Annotated in this window: 16 protein-coding genes, 2 tRNA genes and 2 pseudogenes; 16 read left to right on the top strand and 4 right to left on the bottom strand. The window is 73.5% G+C overall.

The genetic code is table 11. From position 1 onward, the window contains the following. The 8 genes and pseudogenes from ACF08W_RS33615 to ACF08W_RS33580 form a co-directional block, all read left to right on the top strand. Positions 1 to 100 (top strand): annotated as a pseudogene (locus ACF08W_RS33615) (IS481 family transposase); the annotation flags it as partial. 203 nt (positions 101 to 303) lie between these two features. Next, positions 304 to 1494, top strand: coding sequence for an acyl-CoA dehydrogenase family protein (locus ACF08W_RS33610; RefSeq protein WP_392281618.1), 1191 nt, complete (start codon positions 304 to 306; stop codon positions 1492 to 1494). After that, positions 1491 to 2465 carry a bifunctional MaoC family dehydratase N-terminal/OB-fold nucleic acid binding domain-containing protein gene (locus tag ACF08W_RS33605; RefSeq protein ID WP_392281616.1) on the top strand — a complete coding sequence of 325 codons (975 nt, stop codon included), beginning with the start codon at positions 1491 to 1493 and terminating at the stop codon, positions 2463 to 2465. The genes ACF08W_RS33610 and ACF08W_RS33605 overlap by 4 nt, the downstream gene beginning before the upstream one ends. Before the next feature lies 1 nt (position 2466). Then, positions 2467 to 3501 (top strand): acyl-CoA dehydrogenase family protein, encoded by a 1035-nt coding sequence (locus tag ACF08W_RS33600; protein ID WP_392281615.1) that lies wholly within the window; start codon positions 2467 to 2469, stop codon positions 3499 to 3501. Beyond that, positions 3498 to 3956, top strand: a complete 459-nt coding sequence (locus tag ACF08W_RS33595) for a MaoC family dehydratase (protein WP_392281614.1) — start codon at positions 3498 to 3500, stop codon at positions 3954 to 3956. Before ACF08W_RS33600 ends, ACF08W_RS33595 begins: the two co-directional genes overlap by 4 nt. Then, the gene (locus tag ACF08W_RS33590; protein ID WP_352273968.1) at positions 3953 to 5119 is read left to right on the top strand and encodes a lipid-transfer protein; all 1167 of its coding nucleotides are present in this window, start codon (positions 3953 to 3955) and stop codon (positions 5117 to 5119) included. The genes ACF08W_RS33595 and ACF08W_RS33590 overlap by 4 nt, the downstream gene beginning before the upstream one ends. Before the next feature lie 170 nt (positions 5120 to 5289). After that, positions 5290 to 5904: a SigE family RNA polymerase sigma factor gene (locus ACF08W_RS33585; RefSeq protein ID WP_392281613.1), complete on the top strand. Its 615-nt coding sequence runs from the start codon at positions 5290 to 5292 to the stop codon at positions 5902 to 5904. A gap of 158 nt (positions 5905 to 6062) precedes the next feature. Then, entirely contained in the window at positions 6063 to 7709 is a 1647-nt protein-coding gene (locus ACF08W_RS33580) for a long-chain fatty acid--CoA ligase (protein WP_385202548.1), read from the top strand. A 123-nt stretch (positions 7710 to 7832) separates the two neighbouring features. Here the strand turns inward: ACF08W_RS33580 and ACF08W_RS33575 are convergent, their stop codons facing one another. Next, positions 7833 to 11834: a PAS domain-containing protein gene (locus ACF08W_RS33575; protein ID WP_392281612.1), complete on the bottom strand. Its 4002-nt coding sequence runs from the start codon at positions 11832 to 11834 to the stop codon at positions 7833 to 7835. A 169-nt stretch (positions 11835 to 12003) separates the two neighbouring features. Next, positions 12004 to 12504 (bottom strand): SSI family serine proteinase inhibitor, encoded by a 501-nt coding sequence (locus tag ACF08W_RS33570; protein ID WP_392281611.1) that lies wholly within the window; start codon positions 12502 to 12504, stop codon positions 12004 to 12006. A gap of 283 nt (positions 12505 to 12787) precedes the next feature. On the opposite strand from ACF08W_RS33570, the gene ACF08W_RS33565 reads away from it, so the two are divergent. After that, positions 12788 to 12878: transfer RNA gene (locus ACF08W_RS33565), tRNA-Ser, on the top strand. Positions 12879 to 12971: 93 nt separating this feature from the next. Here the strand turns inward: ACF08W_RS33565 and ACF08W_RS33560 are convergent. After that, positions 12972 to 14369, bottom strand: coding sequence for a hypothetical protein (locus ACF08W_RS33560; protein WP_392281610.1), 1398 nt, complete (start codon positions 14367 to 14369; stop codon positions 12972 to 12974). A 509-nt stretch (positions 14370 to 14878) separates the two neighbouring features. Between ACF08W_RS33560 and ACF08W_RS33555 the strand changes: the two genes are divergently transcribed. From ACF08W_RS33555 to ACF08W_RS33545, 3 genes and pseudogenes are all read left to right on the top strand, one after another. Next, a tRNA-Arg gene (locus ACF08W_RS33555) sits at positions 14879 to 14951 on the top strand. Between the two features lie 120 nt (positions 14952 to 15071). Further along, positions 15072 to 15290 (top strand): annotated as a pseudogene (locus ACF08W_RS33550) (hypothetical protein); the annotation flags it as partial. Continuing rightward, entirely contained in the window at positions 15281 to 15547 is a 267-nt protein-coding gene (locus ACF08W_RS33545; RefSeq protein WP_392281609.1) for a hypothetical protein, read from the top strand. The pseudogene ACF08W_RS33550 and the gene ACF08W_RS33545, both read left to right, overlap by 10 nt. Before the next feature lie 275 nt (positions 15548 to 15822). Here the strand turns inward: ACF08W_RS33545 and ACF08W_RS33540 are convergent, their stop codons facing one another. Continuing rightward, on the bottom strand, positions 15823 to 16152 hold the full coding sequence (locus ACF08W_RS33540) for a hypothetical protein (RefSeq protein WP_392281608.1): 330 nt from the start codon (positions 16150 to 16152) through the stop codon (positions 15823 to 15825). Positions 16153 to 16219: 67 nt separating this feature from the next. Between ACF08W_RS33540 and ACF08W_RS33535 the strand changes: the two genes are divergently transcribed. From ACF08W_RS33535 to ACF08W_RS33520, 4 genes are all read left to right on the top strand, one after another. Next, on the top strand, positions 16220 to 17134 hold the full coding sequence (locus ACF08W_RS33535) for a DUF2797 domain-containing protein (RefSeq protein WP_392281607.1): 915 nt from the start codon (positions 16220 to 16222) through the stop codon (positions 17132 to 17134). Positions 17135 to 17242: 108 nt separating this feature from the next. After that, positions 17243 to 18121 (top strand): amidohydrolase family protein, encoded by an 879-nt coding sequence (locus ACF08W_RS33530; protein ID WP_392281606.1) that lies wholly within the window; start codon positions 17243 to 17245, stop codon positions 18119 to 18121. A 128-nt stretch (positions 18122 to 18249) separates the two neighbouring features. Then, positions 18250 to 18987 carry a response regulator transcription factor gene (locus ACF08W_RS33525; protein WP_352273958.1) on the top strand — a complete coding sequence of 246 codons (738 nt, stop codon included), beginning with the start codon at positions 18250 to 18252 and terminating at the stop codon, positions 18985 to 18987. Next, entirely contained in the window at positions 18980 to 20767 is a 1788-nt protein-coding gene (locus ACF08W_RS33520; protein ID WP_392281605.1) for a sensor histidine kinase, read from the top strand. The genes ACF08W_RS33525 and ACF08W_RS33520 overlap by 8 nt, the downstream gene beginning before the upstream one ends. Positions 20768 to 20825 lie beyond the last annotated feature (58 nt).

Here is a 20825-nt window from a genome sequence, read left to right as displayed (position 1 = left end):
AGACTTCCTCCACACCTACAACCACCACCGCTGCCACACCGCACTCGACGGGCACCCGCCGATCAGCCGCGTCAACAACGCTGCGGGTCAATACAGCTAGGGCGTGTTTCGAGTCCTGCCGGGACCTCGTGGAACGGCCCGTGCGCGCGTGCTTCGGCACCGTGCGCGGGCCGTTCGTCGTTCCCGGCCCCGGCGGGAGGGGGTGACGGGTGGCGGGCGTCGGTGACCTTGACAGGAACCGCGTATCTGACGGACAGTCAGAAACCCTGATCCGTGAGCACCCTGATCCGGGAGGCGGCCGCCGTGCACCTCGCCCCGACGGAGCGCCAGCTGCGGCTGCGCGCCGAACTCCGCGCGTACTTCCGTGAGGTGATGCCCGCGAGGAGTGCGGGTACGGCCCCGGGGGCCATGGACCCCGACGAGCAGCGGCGCGTCCTGCGCGCGATCGGTGCCGACGGGATGCTCGGGCTCGGCTGGCCGGTCGAGTACGGCGGCCAGGGGCGCGGCGCGGACGAGCAGTTCATCTTCTTCGACGAGGCGTACCGGGCGGGCGCCCCCGTCTCGATGGTCACCCTCAACACCGTCGGCCCGACGCTGATGAAGTACGGGACCGAGGAGCAGAAGGCGTACTTCCTGCCCCGGATCCTCAGCGGCGAGCTCGTCTTCGCCATCGGTTACAGCGAGCCGGAGGCCGGGACGGACCTCGCCTCGATGCGCACCCGGGCGGTGCGCGGTCAGGACGCCGACGGGAGCGGCCACTGGGTGATCGACGGGCAGAAGATCTTCACCAGCAACGCCCAGAACGCCGACTGGATCTGGCTCGCCTGCCGCACCGATCCCGAGGCGCCCAAGCACCGCGGCATTTCGATCGTGCTCGTCCCGACCGACGCCCCCGGTTTCTCCTGGACCCCGATCGAGACCGTGGGCGGGCTGACCACGACCGCCACCTACTACGACGGGATCCGGGTGCCCGCCACCCATCTCGTCGGGCCGGAGAACGGGGGCTGGGGGCTGATCACCAACCAGCTGAACCACGAGCGGGTGGCGCTCGCGGCGATCGGGATGCAGGCCGAGGACTTCTACGAGGCGGCGCTCGCCCACGCCCGTACCCCGGACCCGGAGACCGGGCGGCGCCCGGCCGACCAGCCGTGGGTACGGATCCGGCTGGCCGAGGCGTACGCCCGGCTGGCGGCGACCCGGCTGCTCAACTGGCGTCTCGTGGCGGAGGTCGGGGCGGGGTCACCGGCGCCGGGCGAGGCGAGCGGGGTGAAGTTCGCCGGGACCGAGAGCGCCGTGGAGGTGTACCGGATGTGCCAGGAGATCGTGGGCGAGGCCGGGCTGGTGAGGGGCGGCTCGCCCGGGGCCTTCGGGGACGGGGAGCTGGAGCGGATGAACCGGGCGGCGCAGATCAACACCTTCGGGGGCGGGGTGAGCGAGGTGCAGCGGGAGATCGTCGCGACGATGCGGCTCGGCATGACGAGGGGCAGGCGGTGACGGTGGTGCGGGAGGGGAATGAGGCGGGTCCGGGGAGCGACGAGCTGTACGGGCGGCTCAAAGCCTTCGAGGGGCGGCCCGCGGCGACCGCCGGCACCGGGAAGGACCCGGTCAACGCACCGATGATCAGGCACTGGTGCGAGGCGATGGGCGACGGGAACCCGGCGTACACCGGGCCGGACGCGATCGCCCCGCCGACGATGCTCCAGGCGTGGACGATGGGCGGCCTCTCCGGCCACACCGACCGCTCGGCGGCGTACGAGGAACTGTTCGCGCTGCTCGACGGCGCCGGGTACACCTCGGTGGTCGCGACCGACTGCGAGCAGGAGTACCTGCGGCCGCTGCGGCCCGGGGAGCGTATCTCTTTCGACGCGGTGATCGAGGCCGTCTCGAAACGGAAGACGACGAAGCTGGGCACCGGCCACTTCGTCACCACGCGGATGGACGTCCGGGCGGACGGGGAACTCGCGGGCACGCACCGCTTCCGCATCCTCAAGTACGCGCCCGCCGCGAAACCGCGATCCCCGGAGAAGGTGAAACCGGAGCCCGCGAAGAAGGCGGTGCGCCCCCGGCCCGTGGTCAACCGCGACAACGCGGGGTTCTGGCAGGGCGTGGCCGAGCACCGGCTGCTGATCCAGCGCTGCGGCGGCTGCGGCACGCTCCGTTTCCCCTGGCTGCCCGGCTGCAACGCCTGCGGCGGCCCGGAGTGGGACACGGTCGAGGCGAGCGGCGAGGGCACCGTCCACAGCCATGTGGTGATGCACCATCCGCCGTTCCCCGCCTTCGCCCCGGATGGTGAGGGCGGTCCGTACGCGGTCGCGCTGATCGAGCTGGCCGAAGGGGTGCGGATGGTGAGCAACGTCGTCGGGGTGCCGTACGACAAGGTCCGCATCGGTATGCCGGTGCGGCTGGAATTCCTGCGTACGGACCCGGAGTTGGAGCTTCCGGTGTTCCGGGGAGGCGAGGGCTGAGATGGATTTCGCACCCACCGAGGAGCAGTCCGAGGCGCGACGGCTGGCGGCCCGGATCTTCGGCGACCTGTCGACGCCCGAGCGGCTGGCGGTCGCGGGCACCGGCACGGACGCCGAGCTGTGGAAGGAGCTGTGCGCGGCCGGGCTGACCGCGGCCGTCGAGGAGATCGGGCTGCTGGGCCTGGTGCTGCTGTTGGAGGAGCAGGGGCGCACAACGGCGCAGGTGCCGTTCGCGGCGAGCTGCGTCCACGGGCTGCTGGCGGTCGCCGGGCACGGCAGCGACGAGCAGCGGGAGCGGCTGCTGCCCGCGCTCCGGGACGGCACGGCCGTCGCCACCGGGGCGTTCCCGGAGCGCGGCGGCGTACGGTCCGACGGCGACGGGCGGCTGACCGGGAGCGTGCCGTACGTGCCGTGGCTGCGGGACGCGACGCTGGTGCTCGTCCCGGACCGGGAGCGGCGGCTGTGGCTCGTCGCGGCCGGCGGGCCCGGGGTGCTGGCCGAGCCGGTGGAGACGACCGCGCCGTGGTCGGCGGCGCGGCTGGTGCTGGACGGGGCGGTGGGGGAGCGGCTCGGCGGCGAGGGGGCGTACGCGGGCGTGCTGGCGATGGCGCGGACGGCGTTCGCCGGGGTGCAGGCGGGGGTGTGCGCCGGCTCGCTGGCCCGTGCCGTGGCGCATGTGAACACCCGGGAGCAGTTCGGGCGCCCACTCGCCACCAAGCAGGGGGTGCTGCTGCGGGCCGCCGACGCCCATATGGACACCGAGGCCATCCGGGTCACCGCGTACGAGGCCGCCTGGCGCCACGACGCGGGACTGCCGTACGCGCACCGGGCGTTGACCGCTGCCTGGTGGGCGTCGGAGGCGGGGAAGCGGGTGGTGCACGCCGGACAGCATCTGCACGGCGGCACCGGCGCGGACCTCGACCACCCCGTGCACCGCCACTTCCTCTGGGGGCGCCAGCTCGACGCCCATCTGGGGTGCGGCGGCGAAGTGCTCCAGGAACTCGGTGACGCGCTGGTGAAGGAGGGCATGGAGTGAAGGCCGGTGACGAACTCGCACCGCTGGAGATCGCGGTGACCCGCACCCTGATCGTGGCGGGCGCGATCGCCTCCCGCGACTACCAGGACGTGCACCACGACGCCGGACTCGCCCGGGAGAAGGGCTCCCCGGACATCTTCATGAACATCCTGACGACCAACGGCCTGGTCGGCCGGTACATCACCGACAGGCTCGGCCCCCGGACGGTGCTTCGCAAGGTCGCCATCCGGCTGGGCGCGCCCAACTACCCCGGCGACACGATGGTGTTGAGCGGCACGGTCACCGCCGTGGGTGGCGACGGGACGGCCGAGATCGCCGTCGTCGGTACCAACGGCATCGGCCGTCACGTCACCGGAACCGTGACGGTGGAGCTTGACCCGGACACGGACGACATGGACACGGACGACCCGGACACGGACGACATGGGCAGGGACGAGGGGCGGGTGGCGGCATGAGCGTACGCGGGGCCGACCGGCTGGGCGGCCGGGCCGCCGTCGTCGGGATCGGCGCGACGGAGTTCTCCAAGGACTCCGGGCGCAGCGAGCTGAAGCTGGCCGTCGAGGCGGTCCGGGCCGCCCTGGACGACGCCGGGCTGACCCCCGCCGACGTCGACGGGCTGGTCACCTTCACCATGGACACCAGCCCGGAGATCACCGTCGCCCAGGCGGCCGGGATCGGCGAGCTGTCGTTCTTCTCCCGCGTCCACTACGGCGGCGGCGCGGCCTGCGCCACCGTGCAGCAGGCGGCGATGGCCGTGGCCTGCGGGGTGGCCGACGTCGTGGTCTGCTACCGCGCGTTCAACGAGCGTTCCGGGCGCCGCTTCGGCTCCGGCGTGCAGCGGCGGGAGCCCACCGCCGAAGGCACCGCGCTCGGCTGGAACCTGCCCTTCGGGCTGCTCACGCCGGCCTCCTGGGTCGCCATGGCCGCCCAGCGCTATCTGCACACCTACGGGCTGACGCCGGAGGCCTTCGGGCACGTCGCGGTCACCGACCGGCGCCACGCCGCCCGGAACCCGGCCGCGTACTTCTACGGGAAGCCGATCACCCTGGCCGACCACGCCGCCTCGCGGTGGATCGTCGAACCGCTGCGGCTGCTGGACTGCTGCCAGGAGACCGACGGCGGGCAGGCGATCGTCGTCACCAGCACCGAGCGGGCCCGGGACCTGCGCCGGCCGCCCGCCGTGGTCGTCGCCGCCGCGCAGGGTGCCGGGCGGGCACAGGAGCAGATGACCAGCTTCTACCGCGACGACCTGACCGGGCTGCCCGAGATGGGCGTGGTCGCCCGGCAGCTCTGGCGCACCTCCGGCCTCTCCCCCGCCGAGATCGACGTGGGCATCCTCTACGACCACTTCACCCCGTTCGTCCTGATGCAGCTGGAGGAGTTCGGCTTCTGCGGGCCGGGCGAGGCGGCCGACTTCGTCGCGGCGGACGCACTGCCCCTGAACACGCACGGGGGCCAGCTCGGGGAGGCGTACCTCCACGGGATGAACGGGATCGCGGAGGCGGTCCGGCAGATCCGCGGAACGTCGGTGAACCAGGTCCCGGGCGCCGCGAGAACCCTGGTCACCGCGGGCACCGGCGTCCCCACGTCCGGTCTGGTCCTGGGCGCGGACGGCTGATCCCGGGCCCGCCCGTGCCCCTCGGACCCCGACCGCGCCCCCTGATCCGGGCCGACGCGGACTCCACCTACAGGAGGTGGGGCAGTCCCCACCCCTACGTCCTGAGTCGGACGCGCTTTCGGGACCTGGGGCCGATCCCCGTGACGGCGCCCGCTCATAGCGTGGAAGGCATGACCACGCCAGTCTGCACGGGCGGCTCCGGGGGAGCCGTCACCACCGGGCACCGCCCGTACTCCGGGCACGTACCGCGTGCCGCACGGCCCGCGCACGCCGCGCGGGCCCCGTACGCCCCGTATCCGTCGTTCACCTCCTTCGTCCGGGCGCGGGGGCCGGTGCTGCTGCGCGCCGCGCGCTCGCTCACCGCCAACCCGAGCGACGCCGAGGACCTGCTGCAGACCGCGCTCACCAAGACCTACGTGGCCTGGGACCGGATCGAGGACCACCGGGCGCTGGACGGGTACGTCCGCCGGGCGCTGGTGAACACCCGGACCTCGCAGTGGCGCAAGCGCAAGGTCGACGAGTTCGCCTGCGAGGAGCTGCCCGAGCCGGAGACCGTCCAGGGCCCGGACCCGGCCGAGCACCAGGTGCTGCGCGACGCGATGTGGCGCGCCGTGCTCAGGCTGCCGGACCGGCAGCGCGCGATGGTGGTGCTGCGCTACTACGAGGACCTGAGCGAGGCCCAGACGGCCGAGGTGCTCGGAGTCTCCGTCGGTACGGTCAAGAGCGCGGTCTCGCGGGCGCTCGGCAAGCTCAGGGAGGACCCGGAGCTGGCTCCGGTGCGGTGACCGGCGCAGGCGGGACCGACGGGCCAACCCGTTGAAAGAGTCGAACGAAAAAGTCGAACGAAACTGATTCGTACTCCCGGAAGTAGTGACATACCGAGTGGTATGTGCGCAGAATCAGGCCAACCCTACTGCCGCGTAGCGCCCACCGGGAGGACGCCGTGCTGAGCACCATGCAGGACGTACCGCTGACTGTCACCCGCATCCTCCACCATGGGATGACCATTCATGGGAAGTCGCAGGTCACGACCTGGACCGAGGCCGGACCGCGGCGCCGCAGCTTCGCGGAGACCGGCCGGCGGGCGACGCGGCTCGCGCACGCGCTCCACGACGACCTCGGCATCGACGGCGACCAGCGGGTGGCCACGCTCATGTGGAACAACGCGGAACATGTCGAGGCATACCTCGCGATTCCCTCCATGGGCGCGGTGCTGCACACGCTCAACCTGCGGCTCCCCGCCGAACAGCTGGTCTGGATCGTCGCGCACGCCGACGACAAGGTCGTCATCGTCAACGGCTCCCTGCTGCCGCTCCTCGCCCCGCTCCTGCCGCAGATGCCCTCGGTCGAGCACGTGGTCGTCGCCGGTCCGGGCGACCTCTCCCTCCTCGACGGGGCCACGCCCCGGGTGCACGACTACGAGGAGCTGATCGCCGGCCGGCCCGACCACTACGACTGGCCCGAGCTGGACGAACGCCAGGCCGCCGCCCTCTGCTACACCTCCGGCACCACCGGCGACCCCAAGGGCGTCGTCTACTCCCACCGCTCCATCTACCTGCACTCCATGCAGGTCAACATGGCCGAGTCGATGGGGCTGACCGACCGGGACACCACGCTGGTCGTCGTGCCCCAGTTCCACGTGAACGCGTGGGGCCTGCCGCACGCCACGTTCATGTCCGGCGTCAGCATGCTCATGCCGGACCGGTTCCTCCAGCCCGCCCCGCTCGCCGAGATGATCGAGAGCGAGCGGCCGACCCACGCAGCCGCCGTCCCCACCATCTGGCAGGGGCTGCTCGCCGAGGTCACCGCCCGCCCCCGCGACCTGACCTCCATGGCCCGGGTCACCATCGGCGGCGCCGCCTGCCCGCCCTCCCTCATGGAGGCGTACGACAAGCTGGGCGTCCGCCTCTGCCACGCCTGGGGCATGACGGAGACCTCGCCGCTCGGCACCATGGCCCACCCGCCCGCCGGGCTGACCGCGGAGGAGGAATGGCCCTACCGCGTCACCCAGGGGCGCTTCCCGGCCGGGGTCGAGGCACGGCTGGTCGGCCCCGGCGGCGAGCACCTGCCCTGGGACAACAAGTCCGCCGGTGAGCTGGAGGTACGCGGCAACTGGATCGCCGGCGCGTACCACGGCGGCCCGGACGACGAACCGCTGCGCCCCGAGGACAAGTTCAGCGCGGACGGGTGGCTGAAAACCGGTGACGTCGGAGTGATCAGCGAGGACGGCTTCCTCACCCTCACCGACCGGGCCAAGGACGTCATCAAGTCCGGCGGCGAGTGGATCTCCAGTGTCGAACTGGAGAACGCGCTGATGGCCCACCCGGACGTGGCCGAGGCCGCGGTCGTCGCCGTCCCGGACGAGAAGTGGGGCGAGCGCCCGCTGGCGACCGTGGTCCTCAAGGACGGCGCGGCCGTCGAATACACCGCGCTGCGGGAGTTCCTCGCGTCGTCCGGCATCGCCAAGTGGCAGCTTCCGGAGCGCTGGACGATCATCCCGTCCGTGCCGAAGACCAGCGTCGGCAAGTTCGACAAGAAGGTGATCCGCAGACAGTACGCGGAGGGCGAGCTGGACATCACCCAGCTCTGAGCCGTCCGGGAACGGCAGGACCGGCTGGACCGACAGGACCGGCTGGAACTGCTGGACCGGCAGGAACGACGGGGGCGGTACGGGGGATTCCCGTACCGCCCCCGGTCGTTCGGAACGACCGCGTCAGTTCGTGCCGATCTTCGCCAGCAGGTCGACGATCCGCGACTGGACCTCGTCGCTCGTGGACCGTTCGGCCAGGAAGAGGACCGTCTCGCCCGAGCCGAGCCTCGGCAGCTCGGCCCCGCTCATGTCGGCGGAGGTGTAGACGACCAGCGGGGTGCGGTTCAACTGGCCGTTCGCCCGGAGCCAGTCGACGATCCCGGCCCGGCGGCGGCGCACCTGCATCAGGTCCATCACCACCAGGTTGGGCCGCGTCCGCCCGGCGAGCGTCACCGCCTCGCTGTCGGTGGCCGCCCGCGCCACCTGCATGCCGCGGCGCTCCAGGGTCTCCGTCAGCGCCAGCGCGATCTCCTCGTGCTCCTCGATCAGCAGCACCCGGGGCGGATGCTGCTCGCTGTCGCGCGGGGCGAGCGCCTTGAGGAGAACGGCCGGGTCGGCCCCGTACGCCGCCTCCCGCGACGCCTGCCCCAGACCGGCCGTCACCAGCACCGGAACCTCCGCCGCCACCGCTGCCTGGCGCAGCGACTGGAGGGCCTTGCGGGTGATGGGGCCGGTCAGCGGATCGACGAAGAGCGCGGCGGGGAACGCCGCGATCTGGGCGTCCACCTCCTCGCGGGAGTGCACGATCACCGGCCGGTAACCGCGGTCGCTCAACGCCTGCTGGGTGGAGACGTCGGGCGCGGGCCAGACCAGCAGCCGACGCGGGTTGTCCAGCGGTTCCGGGGGCAGCTCGTCGTCGACCGGGAGCGGCGAGGGGCGGTTGGCGACCTCGACCGCGCCGCCCGGACCGTCCAACGGCTCCGGTCCCTCGGCACCCTCGTCGGGCGCGCCTATCGCGTACGCCCGGCCCTCGGCCTCGGCCTCCGGCGCGGTGTGCGACTGCGCCGGTACGCCCGGGGCGGACGCCGACGGGGCGGCTTGGGGGCCGTGCTCCTCCTCGGGCGGGGCGGCGAGCTTGCGGCGCCGCCCGGCACCGCCGAGCGTCTGGTTCTGCTGGTGCGCGATGTGCTGGGCGAAGGGCACGCCCTGCCCGAGCGTCCGCACGCTGAAGGCACGCCCCTGCGTCGAGTCCGGGGAGACGCCCGGCGCCAAGGTCTCCGCGGGCAGCGGCTGCCGACGCGCGTCCGGCAGCGGCGCGGCGCCCTGCGGGAGGGCGGCGGGCTCGGGGGCCTGGGCGGGCGCGGTGCCGGTGGCGTGCGCGGTCGGCCCGGCGGACGGCTCCGTCGCCCCCTCGCCGGTCACCGGGGCGGGTGCCTCGGCGGGGCGGGCCCGGCGGCGGCCGCTCGGCGCGGCGGGCACGGGGTGCGGCTGCGGCGGCGTGTGGTCGTCGTCGGGGGCGGTGCGCACGGCGTCGTGACGGGCCGGGGGCGTGGCGTCGGCACCACCGGCCGCGACGGGCGGCCGGTCGGCCTCGGCGGGCGGCAGCGCGAACGCGGTCCGGGGTCCGGCGGGCTCGGCCTGGGCGGCCCGCTCCCGGTCGGCGGCGAGCGCCCGCCGGGCCCGGCGCCCCTGCGGCGCCTGAGGCGCTTGCGCGGCCGCCTGGGACGGCTGAGGCGCCTGCGGGCCCTGTGGTGTCTGCGGGCTCTGCGGTGTCTGCGAACCCTGAGGTGACTGCGGGCCCTGGGGTGCTTGAGGCGGATGGGGCGTGGCGTTGTCGGTGCCCGGCCGTCCCTGAGCGGGCACCGGAGCCGCCACGGGGGCCGACGGGGCGGCGGTCAGCGCCAACTGCCCCTCGCCGCCCTGCGACGCGCGAGGGTTGCCCGGACCCTCGGTCGTACCCGGTCCGCGATGGCCGTCCGCAGGAACGCCCTGCGGCGGCACGGCCCGGCCGAGCTGCGGCCGCCCGCCGCCCTGCGCTCCCTCGGCCGCTGTCACCACGGCGCCCTCGGCAGGAGCTGGCGCGGAAGCGGAGGCGGGCAGGGCCAGCGCCTGTCCGGCCGCCTGCGGCCGCGTATCGGGCTGGACCCCGGCCTCGGCCGGGCTCGGCCGTCCCCGCCGACGCCCCGAACCACCCTGCGTGTCCTGCGCCCCGGCAGCTGCCCGAAGCGCCTGTTCGTCCTGGACGGGCTCACGGCGCGCCCGCCGCCGCCCGGTCGGCGGCTCGGCCACCGCCTGCTCGCCACCCGCCCCGGAACCGCCCACCGGGCTCTCCAGGAACGCGTCGGTGGACGCCCGGCGCGCCCGCCGCCGCCCGCTCCCCGGCTGCGGCCCCGCGCCCTCCGGCTCCGGAAGGGCCCCGGCGACGGGCACCTGCGCGCCCTCGTCGACCGGCGACGGCCCGGGCTCCGCACCAGCCCCGGAACCCTGCTCGGAAACGGGAACGGGAGCGGAAAGGGGCGCGGGCCCCTGCTCGGGCGCGCTGGCCGGCACCGTCCCCGACCCCGTACCCAGCGGCACCTCCAGCACATACGCGCTGCCGCTCATCCCCGGCACCTCGTGCGTCTGGAGCACGCCGCCGTGCGCCCGCACGATCCCGCGCACGATCGGCTCGTGCACCGGATCGCCCCCGGCGTACGGGCCGCGCACCTCGATGCGGACGACCTCGCCGCGCTGCGCCGCCGCGACGACGACCGTGGAGTCGACGTACCCGCCGCCGGGCACCGGCCGGGCCTTGCCCGTCGAGTCGATGCCGGCGACGTCCGCGACGAGATGGGCGAGCGCGGTCACCAGCCGGTCCGCGTCCACCTCCGCCTCGATCGGCGGCGCGTGCACCGCGAACTGCGCGCGCCCGGGGCCGATCAGCTCGACGGCCGCGTCGATGCCGGCCGTCACGACCGAGTCGAGCAGCACGTTCGTCTTGACCAGCTTCTCGGAACCGGCGTCCAGGCGCTGGTAGCCGAGCACGTTGTCGACCAGGGTGGTCATCCGGGCGTAGCCCGCGGCCAGGTGGTGCAGGATCTGGTTCGCCTCGGGCCACAGCTGGCCCGCCGGGTCGGCGGCGAGCGTGGCCAGTTCACCGCGCAGCTCCTCCAACGGGCCGCGCAGCGACTCGCCGAGCACGGCGGTGAGCTGGCCGTGCCGGGCGGTCATCGCCGCCAACCGCTCGCCCTGCTCCTCCAGCTCGACCGCGTACCGCTCGGACCGGTCGGCCAGCTCCGCGCTGTGCCGCTCCGTCAGCTCGGCCAGCTCCGCGGCGTGGTTCGCGGTCAGCTCGGCCAACTCGTCGCGGTGACGCGAGGCGAGCTCCTCGTAGGGCCTGCGGTCGGTGAACGTCATGACGGCGCCGACCAGCTGGTCCCCGTCCCGGACCGGCGCGGTGGTCAGGTCGACCGGCACCTGGGCGCCGCTCTTGGACCACAGGACCTGGCCGCGCACCCGGTGCTTGCGCCCGGAGCGGAGCGTGTCGGCGAGCGGCGACTCCTCGTACGGGAACGGCTCGCCCTCCCCCCGCGAGTGCAGGATCAGCGGATGCAGCTCCTGGCCGCCGAGATCGCTGGCCCGGAAACCGAGGATCTGCGCGGCGGCGGGGTTGACCAGCACGACCCGGCCGTCCGTGTCCGTGCCGACCACGCCCTCGGCCGCGGCCCGCAGGATCATCTCGGTCTGCCGCTGCGAACGGGCCAGCTCGGCCTCGGTGTCCACCGTGCCCGACAGATCCCGCACGACGAGCATCAGCAGCTCGTCGCCGGTGTACCCGCCGCCGTAGCCACCCTGGAAGTCGGTGTACGCGGCCTGCCCGTCCTCCAGGCTGGCGCTGGTGACCTCGGCGGGGTACTCCGTGCCGTCGGTCCGCCGCGCGGTCATCCGCTTCGGCTTCGTACGGCCCCGCTCGTCGGCCTCCTCGGGGCGCCGCATCGAACCCGGGATCAGCTTGGAGTCGAACTCCGGCAGCAGATCCAGGAGCCCGCGCCCGACGAGCGCGGTGCCCGGCGCCTCGAACATGCCGAGCGCGATCGTGTTGGCGTTGACGACCGTGCCGTTGCAGTTGACGAGCAGCAGCCCGTCGGGGAGTGCATCGAGTATGGCTGCGAGGCGAGCAGCGCCCCGGGATGGCCTGCTGCTCACGACGACGCTTCCTCCCTGATTACCGCACCTTGCTGACAGCGGGCCCCATCTTGCCCCTCGGGCCGCAGCCTGTCACTGAGGGATTCTAAGGGCTGCGAGGCGCCGCGGGGCTGTGGATGAGGGGGAGCTCTCACCAAGGTCCTGTGCATACGGTGTACGAACCCGTCCCTCAGCCGACCTCGGGGAGCACCGGCCGCAGCGTGTTCCAGCGCGAGATCTCGCAGCCGTCGCTCCGGTCGAACGCCGCGTCGACGCCCCGGCCGCGCCAGGTTCCGGTGATCCGGGCGGTCGCCGGGCCGCCGAACTGCATGGTGCACAGCGCGTCCCGGGCCACCGGGGCGAACGGGGCCGCTCCTCTGCCCGCCAGCTCGTCCAGCCGGTCGCAGGCCGCCCGGGCCGCCGGATGACTGCCGCCCGGCGGGGCGCAACGGAGCCGGAAGACGCCGTCGGCCCCGGCGTGTCCCGAGCCGGAGACCGTGATCGTCAACTGGGTGCGGGCATGGGCGCGGGCGCCGTCCGCACTCATGCCCGCACCCGTCGCCGGAGCGGCGAGGGCCGTGACGGCGACGAGGGCCACGAGAGCCGCGGGGGCAGCGGTGGCGGCTCGGGCGAGGCGGCGCGTCATGCGGGACATGCACGCCATGCGGGACGCGCGGGACGCGTGGGACATGCGGGCTCCTGGACTCAGGTGCGCCGGCGAGCTGCCGACGGGCGGAACGAACGGGACACGGGGCGGGGCAGGGGGTGAGAGGCAGGGAGATGGGAAGCCGGCTTCCCGTTTCACCCGTTTTCCCGCCCTCTCTCCCTAACGCTCCGCACGCCGTGGCGTTGCGCGTCGGGAAGCGCTTTGCCCTCGCACCCGACTGCCTAGTACCGTGGGCACCGATTGGTGACGCACCGCTTGGCTGTGTCATCATCTGCACGCACCATTCGCGCTCGCGCGAAGCGTGCATGGAGGCGTCGCCTAGTCCGGTCTATGGCGCCGCACTGCTAATGCGGTTTGGGTCTTAAAGCCCATCGAGGGTTCAAATCCCTCCGCCTCCGCCCTTCGATCAGGGAGTTCGGCCCACAGTGGCTGAACTCCCTGAGTCGTTTCCGGGATCTTTCTCCTTCGGTGCCCACGGAGACCCCGGGAGGCTACGGACGGGTGGCGCAGGGGTCGCAGCAGCTCGGGGCAGGCTCGACGCAGATGGTGACGGAGTCGGTGTTGTTCCCGGGGTCGGGGTCCTTCTCGTTGCCCCGGACCGTGGCGGAGTTGGTGACCCGGCCTGGCGCGGTGGCCTTGGCGCGCAGGACGAGAGTGGCCCGGGCGCCGTCGTCCAGGACGCCCACGGTCCACCGCCCGGCGACCGGGTCGTAGACGCCGGGGCCCTCCGCGGAGAGGAGGACGAGGCCGTCCGGGAGCCGGTCGGTGACGGTGACGCCGGTGGCCCGGTTCGGTCCGGCGTTGTGCACGGTGATCCGGTACGTCACGGTCTGGCCCACGGTGACGGTGGTCGCGTCGGCCGCCTTGACCACGCTCAGATCGGCGGCCGGGTTGACCTGCGTGACCCGCTCGTCGGAGGTGGCGGTCAGCGGCTCCGGTGTGTCGCCGAGCCGGTTCTCGTACGTGGCGGTGGCGGTGTTCGCGATCTGCCGGCCACCGGAGGCGCGGTCGATGGTGACCCGGTACTCGGCCGTGGTGCCGGTGGGCAGGGTCTCGGTGTTGGGCAGGCTGCCGCCCTCCCCGGCCGTGGCGCCGTTGCCGAGCCCGAAGACGACCTTGCCGCCCCAGGCGTCGTAGTACGCCTGGTCGCCGTCGTGCGCGTCCGTCTTCGCCCCGGCGTTCGGGCCGTCGACGATGCGCAGCGACCCGGGCACGTATGTCGTCCCCGGCGGGACGGCGTCGGTCAGCACGAGGTTCTCGGCCGCGCCGCCGCCCTCGTTCCGGGCGTTGATCCGGTAGGTGATGACGTCGCCCACGTCCAGCGGCCCGGTCGGAGCGGCGTCCTTGGTGAGGACGACGTACGGGGCGGTGCCGAAGAAGATGCCGTCCAGGAAGTTGCCGATGCTCTGGTTGCCGCCGGCCGCGGAGACGGACCGGAAGGCGAAGCGCGTCAGGGTCTGCCCGGCCGGGACGGTGTACGTGCCGGTGTAGTAGCCCCAGGCGGTGGTGCCGTCGGTGAAGCGCCGCTGCTGCACCGTGGCGCCGGGCGCGCCGATGTCCAGCGCCATGGTGTCGTCGCCCTGGCGGCCGCGGTGGTAGAGCCGCCAGTACAGCTTCGTGCCGGGCGTGGTGGGCAGGTCCTGGTAGAGCGTGGAGACCTGGTTGGCGTTGAGCTCGGCGAACTGGGTGCCCTCGGCCGACGGCACCCCGTTGAAGCCCGAGTGCCACAGCTCGATCCGGTGGTCGGTGGCGGTGGTGAGCCAGCCCGGGACGCGTTTGGGCGCCTGGGTCTGCGAGGCGTCCGGCAGGATCTCCACGCCGGTGACGGCGGGCTGTTCGAAGCCGCCGTTGGCCAGGGCGACCCGGAGCGGAGCAGGAGGTGTGGACATGGTTCTTCCCCTCACGTCGACGCTGCTGGAACACGCCGCCGTACTACCGGCCGCACCTCCGTGCGCCGCGGCGGACCCGATACGTCCCGTAGCGCACCGCACCCGGCATGGTTACGTAAAGTGACGAACGTCGACGTTCGGCCAACCCGCCCCACCGGGTTTCGCTACCCGCATCCCGGACGGGCTCCTGCTGCCGCCCCCTCTGCCCCGCCCCACCCGCACCACACGCACCGCACGGGCCCCCTGGCCCTCTCCCGCCCACTCCGTCATGGCCGGAAGTCCCCGCTGTATCCCGACGCCCCACCCTTGCGCAGAGTGAAACTCTCGCCATCGAAGTTGACGCCCGCTCCCCGTCGTCAACGGTCGCCCCGCATCTCGTCCGCGCGGACGCGAATCGCGGCATTTGTGCAGGTCAGGGAGGGTTTGGCTAATGGATTTCGCGCTACGGCGCAGGTCATGTAATGTTGTTCTCGCAACGCCGACCGGGAAGAAAAAACCGGGAAGCACAAGCACTCGTAGCTTAACGGATAGAGCATCTGACTACGGATCAGAAGGTTGCAGGTTCGAATCCTGCCGAGTGCACACAGGTGAGAGGCCCGGACGAAAGTCCGGGCCTCTCGCGTTGTCGGGGTGTACAGCAGCGAAGTACAACAACACCCTGACTGCATCGACCCATGCGGGGAGGATGCGGCGGTTGCGGCCAGCGACGACGGACGTCCGGTGGAGACGGCCGACATCGTCGTGCCCGCAGCCCTCTGCGCCATCGTCCACCGGGTCCGCATCAGCTTGGAGTCGCAGGACTCGCCGGGGACTGGAACCCCGACCAGGACCGATCGTTCTCGCCACGGAAAGGCTGGCATCGTTCTCGGACAACCGTCGGCCACGGCGGTGCTCAGGGGAGGGGATTGGCTGTGGTTGTAGGTATCGGGCTGGTCGTGCTGGGGCTGGCGGGCATGGCGTGGGGAGCCATGTTCCTCTTCAACTTGCGGGGCGCGGCGGACAAGGCAGTTGCGCGGCGAGACGCCGTCAGGGCCGTGACCGCCGCGCGGACGCTGGATATGGGGCTTACGGAGCCATCGCGACTCGGTGCCTGGTTCTTCCGCCTCATGGGCGGCATCGCCTTTCTTGGCTCACCCGTGGTCGCGCTCGCCGGTCTCGCCATCGCGACACTCGAATGACTCGCAGGCGCCCGCTCCTACGGGGTGCGGCGTGGACGTGGCCGCCAGGGGGCGAGCGTTGGGGCCCCTCCGGCGGCCACGGACAAGGTGAACTTGCCCCGTTCCGGGGACGACCGGGCTGGTTCCGGTCGAGGAGGCGGACGGGTGGGCGAAGGCCGGACCGGACGTCGACTTCGCGGGCTACCTGGTGGTCGCCCGGCGCGTCACATCGAGGTGTGGCACCGGCGGGGGCGGGACGGATCGGGTTCTGAAGGGGCGGTGGCGCCGGGGACTCCTCAGGCGAAGGGCTCGTGGTGCCAGCGCCAGCCGGCGGTTCCGTCGGCGTGGATGTGGAGCAGGAACTCGGGGACGGGGGTGCCGTCGGGGAAGATCAGGGTGAGGGCGGCGCGTATGCGGTCGTAGCAGGACTCGGCGCGTTCCCAGTCCTCCGCGTCGACGGCCGCCTCCTGTTCGGCGAAGAGGGGGCGGAACTCCTCGAAGCCGGGCAGCGTTTCCATGTCGGCGTGCGCCCACGGCATGTCGGAGCCGGTCACGGTCAGGCGGGCGATGGTGCGGTCGCCGTGGTGGAGGTGCCAGACGGCGGGGGCAGGGTCCGGGGTGTTCATGGGGTCATGATGGCGGGCGGCTCCGACAGGCCGGTGGGGGCTAAGGCTGGGGTTGGAGGTAGGGGCTGTGGCGTGGCGGTGCACCGGGTTGCGGTGGGGGGACGAGGGGCCCGTGCTCGGGTGGCGACGGGGTGGGGTGGCGCGGGGGAGTGCGCTGGCGTACGGGGCGGAGCTGGGGTTTCGCGCCGTGGGGGAGCGGGGGTGTGTCGGGGCGCGGGGGAACGTGTGCCCGGTGGGGGCCGTGGTGCCGGGGCGCAGTACGGGGGCGCGGTGCCCGGAGTGCGCGCGGCTGGACCGGGCGCATTCGGTGGCCGCCGACACGATCGCGGACGATCCGAGGACGTACCGGGTGTACCTCGCCTGGTTCGGGCCCGGGATGGTGAAGGTCGGGATCACCGCGGAGGAGCGGGGTGCGGCACGGCTGCGGGAGCAGGGGGCCGTGGTGTTCGGCTGGCTGGGGCGCGGGCCGTTGATGGCGTGCCGTCGTACGGAGGAGGTGCTGCGGGCGGCGTTCGGGGTGCCGGACCGGATCCCGTACGCGCGGAAGCGGGCGGTGCGGGGGGCGCTGTCGGGGATGGAGGGGCGTGGTGAGGAAGTCGCCGGGCTCTACCGGCGGGCGGTGGCGCTGACGGAGACCGGGGCGTGGCCGGAGTCGCTGGAGCGGTTGCCGTTCGAAGCGGTCGACCAGGTGGCGCTGTTCGGGCTCGGCGGGGTGGAAGCGGCGGGCGGGGTGCGGTGGGCCGTGACCGAGCTGGTGGCCGGGGGCGCGGTCGGCGGGCGGCTGGTGGCGGTGGCCGGGCCGGACCTCCATCTGGCGGTGGTGGACGGGGAAGCAGCGGGGGACGGGACGGCGCCGGACGGGGTGGTGGTGCTGGACACCCGGCTGATGACCGGGTGGGAGCTGGTGGCGGACGCGCGGGGCGGGGTGGACGTGCCGGTCGTGGACCTCGGGGCCGGTGGGGTGCAGGACGGGCTGTTCTGAGGGCTGGTGGGGCGTGGGGGTGCTGCGCCGAGGGGCGGTGGGGTGCGGTGGCGGCTGTTCTGAGATCGTCGGAGCGGTTCGAGTGACCGGAGGGAAGGGTGGTGCGCGGTGGGTGAGGACGCCCGTGACGTCGTGCGGTTCTGGGAGCGGTTGGGGCTGCCGGGGATCATCGACGTACATACGCATTTCATGCCGGAGCAGGTGCTGCGCAAGGTGTGGGCGTACTTCGACTCGGTCGGGCCGCTGACCGGGATGGAGTGGCCGATCGCCTACCGGCGCGACGAGGAGGAACGGCTCGCGCTGCTCCGGTCGTTCGGCGTGCTCCGGTTCACCTCGATGCTCTACCCGCACAAGGCCGGGATGGCGGCCTGGCTGAACGGCTGGGCCGCCGATTTCGCCCGCCGGACGCCGGACTGTCTGCACACCGCGACCTTCTTCCCGGAGGAGGGCGTCGAGCAGTACGTGCGCGAGGCCGTCGAGGCGGGGGCGCGGGTCTTCAAGGCGCATGTCCAGGTCGGCGGCTACGACCCCAACGACCCGCTCCTCGAACCGGTCTGGGGCCTCCTCGCCGAGGCCGGGATCCCGGTGGTGATCCACTGCGGTTCGGGCCCGGCGCCTGGCAGGCACACCGGCCCCGAACCGGTCGCCCGGCTGCTCGCCCGGCACCCCCGGCTGCCGCTGGTCGTGGCGCATCTGGGGATGCCGGAGTACGAGGAGTTCCTGGCGCTCGCGGAGACGTACCCGGAGGTGCGGCTCGACACGACGATGGCGTTCACCGACTTCACCGAGGGGTTCAGCCCCTTCCCGGCGGCCGGGCGGGGGCGGCTCGCGGCGCTCGGGGACCGGATCCTGCTGGGTACGGACTTCCCGAACATCCCGTACCCGTACGCCCATCAGCTCCACGCGCTGGAACGGCTGGGGCTGGGGGACGACTGGCTGCGGGCGGTCTGCCACGGGAACGCCCGGAAGCTCTTCGGGGAGGGATGAACCAGGGGGCCCGGAAGGTCTTCGGGGAGGGGTGACGGGGGCCCGGAGACGGCCCGGCCGGGATTTTCTCAGGGAATTCACAGGAACGAGTAAGAGGGCTTTCAGGGGAGCCGCACAGGCTCGGGGCCATGACAACGACCTTGCCCCAGGGGCGTACCGAACTGCTGAGGGCGGACCGCACCCCCGTCCGCGTGCTGGTGGTGGACGACGAGGCACCGCTCGCCGAGCTGCTCTCCATGGCCCTGCGCTACGAGGGCTGGGAGGTGCGCAGCGCCGGGGACGGGGCCGGGGCGGTCCGGGCGGCGCGGGACTTCCGGCCCGACGTGGTGATCCTCGACGTGATGCTGCCGGACACCGACGGGCTCGCCGTGCTCGGCCGGCTGCGGCGGGAGATCGCCGAGGTGCCGGTGCTGTTCCTGACCGCGCGGGACGCGGTGGAGGACCGGATCGCCGGGCTCACGGCGGGCGGCGACGACTACGTGACCAAGCCGTTCAGCCTGGAGGAGGTCGTGGCGCGGCTGCGCGGGCTGATCCGGCGCTCCGGGACGGCGGCGGTACGCGGCGAGTCGACGCTCGTCGTCGGCGATCTGGTCCTCGACGAGGACAGCCACGAGGTGAGCCGGGGCGGGGCCTCCATCCATCTCACCGCGACCGAGTTCGAGCTGCTGCGCTACCTGATGCGCAATCCGCGCCGGGTGCTCAGCAAGGCCCAGATCCTGGACCGGGTGTGGAACTACGACTTCGGCGGCCAGGCCAACGTCGTCGAGCTGTACATCTCGTACCTGCGCAAGAAGATCGACGCGGGCCGGTCGCCGATGATCCACACCCGGCGCGGGGCCGGGTACCTCATCAAGCCCGGTGAGTAGACGCGGCCACGGGCGCGGCAACGGCCACGGGCGCGGGCGCCGGCTGCGGGGGCCGTGGACGCTGCGGACCCGGCTGGTGGTCTCGGCGGTCACGCTGATCGCCGTCGTCGCCTCGGTCATCGGCTCGGTCACCACGATCGCCTACCGCAGCTATCTCTACGGCAAGCTCGACGACCAGTTGCACGCCGTCGCCGTACGGGCCGGGAAGCCGCCCGGGGGCGGGGGGCCGGTGCCCGGCGGCATACCCCAGCCCCATGACCCGCTGGCCTTCGTCGATGTGCGCGGGCTGCCGGTCGGCGCCTTCGGGGCGGTGCTGGCCGGGGACGGCAAGGTCACCGCCTCGCGCGTCGTCGTGGAGAGCGGTACGGGGACGGGGACAGGAACGGGGTTCGGAGCCGGGTACGAGAGCGGCGGCCGGCCGATGACCGGGGCCCAGCTGAGCGCCCTCGCGGCGGCGGGGATCGCGGCCGGGGACGGGGCGCGGGGCGTCGATCTGCCGGGGCTCGGCGCCAACCGGGTCGAGGCGGTCGTGGACCCGCTGGGCAACACCCTGCTCGTCGGTCTCCCCGCCGCCGAGGTGGGCTCCGCGCTGACCACCCTGATCGTCGTCGAGGTCTGCGTCACCGCCGCCGGGCTGATCGCGGCCGGACTCGCGGGCGCCGCGATCGTCGGGGTCGCCCTGCGCCCACTTCGCCGGATCGCCGCCACCGCCACCCTGGTCTCCGAACTCCCGCTGCACAGCGGTGAGGTGGCCCCCCTGGAACGGGTCCCGCAGGCCCAGGCCGACCCGCGCACCGAGGTCGGGCAGGTGGGCGCCGCGCTCAACCGGATGCTGGACCACGTCGGTTCGGCCCTGGCGGCACGGCAGCGGAGCGAGACCCGGGTGCGCCAGTTCGTCGCCGACGCCAGCCACGAGCTGCGCACCCCGCTCGCCTCGATCCGCGGCTACGCCGAACTGACCCGGCGCGGCGGCGAGGAGACCGGGCCCGACACCCGGCACGCGCTGGGGCGGATCGAGTCCGAGGCGGAGCGGATGACGGGCATGGTGGAGGACCTGCTGCTGCTCGCCCGGCTGGACTCCGGGCGTCCGCTGGGCCGGGAGCGCACCGATCTGTCGTCGCTGGTCGTCGACGCGGTGAGCGACGCCCGCGCCGCCGACACCGGGGCCCGTGGGCCCGCCCCCGTCGGTGCTGGCGGGCGGACCCGTTCAGGGGTCCGCGAGCCCGGTGGTGCCGCCCCCGCCGGAGCCCGCACCGGGGCCGACACCGGGGCCCCCACCGGGGCCCGCGCCGGGGCCCGTCGGCCCGGCCGGACCGGGGAGGAACGGTTCGACGGCCATCACTGGCGGCTCGATCTTCCGGATGAGCCCGTCACCGTGCAGGGCGATCCCACCCGGCTCCACCAGGTGCTGGTCAACCTGCTGGCGAACGCCCGTACCCACACCCCGCCGGGGACGACCGTCACCACCCGGGTGCGGCCGGACGCCGGACGGGCGCGGGTGGTCCTGGAGGTCGAGGACGACGGGCCGGGCATCCCGTCCGGGCTGCTGCCGCACGTCTTCGAGCGGTTCGCGCGCGGGGACGCCTCGCGCTCGCGCGGCGCGGGCTCCACCGGGCTCGGGCTGGCCATCGTGCAGGCCGTCGTCGCCGCGCACGGCGGGCGGGTCGCGGTGGAATCGGTGCCGGGGCGCACGGTGTTCGCCGTCCACCTGCCCGCGACGGAACAGCGGCCGGAGGTGGAACACCGGCCGGAGTCGGAACAGCGGCCCGGGACGGAGTAGCGGCCCGGGACGGAGTAGCGGCCCGGGACGGGGTAGCGGCCCGCGACGGAGCGGCGTC

This window comes from Streptomyces sp. NPDC015144 (genome assembly GCF_043079735.1).
Lineage (GTDB): Bacteria > Actinomycetota > Actinomycetes > Streptomycetales > Streptomycetaceae > Streptomyces.
This window is presented reverse-complemented; position numbering and strand designations above follow the sequence as displayed.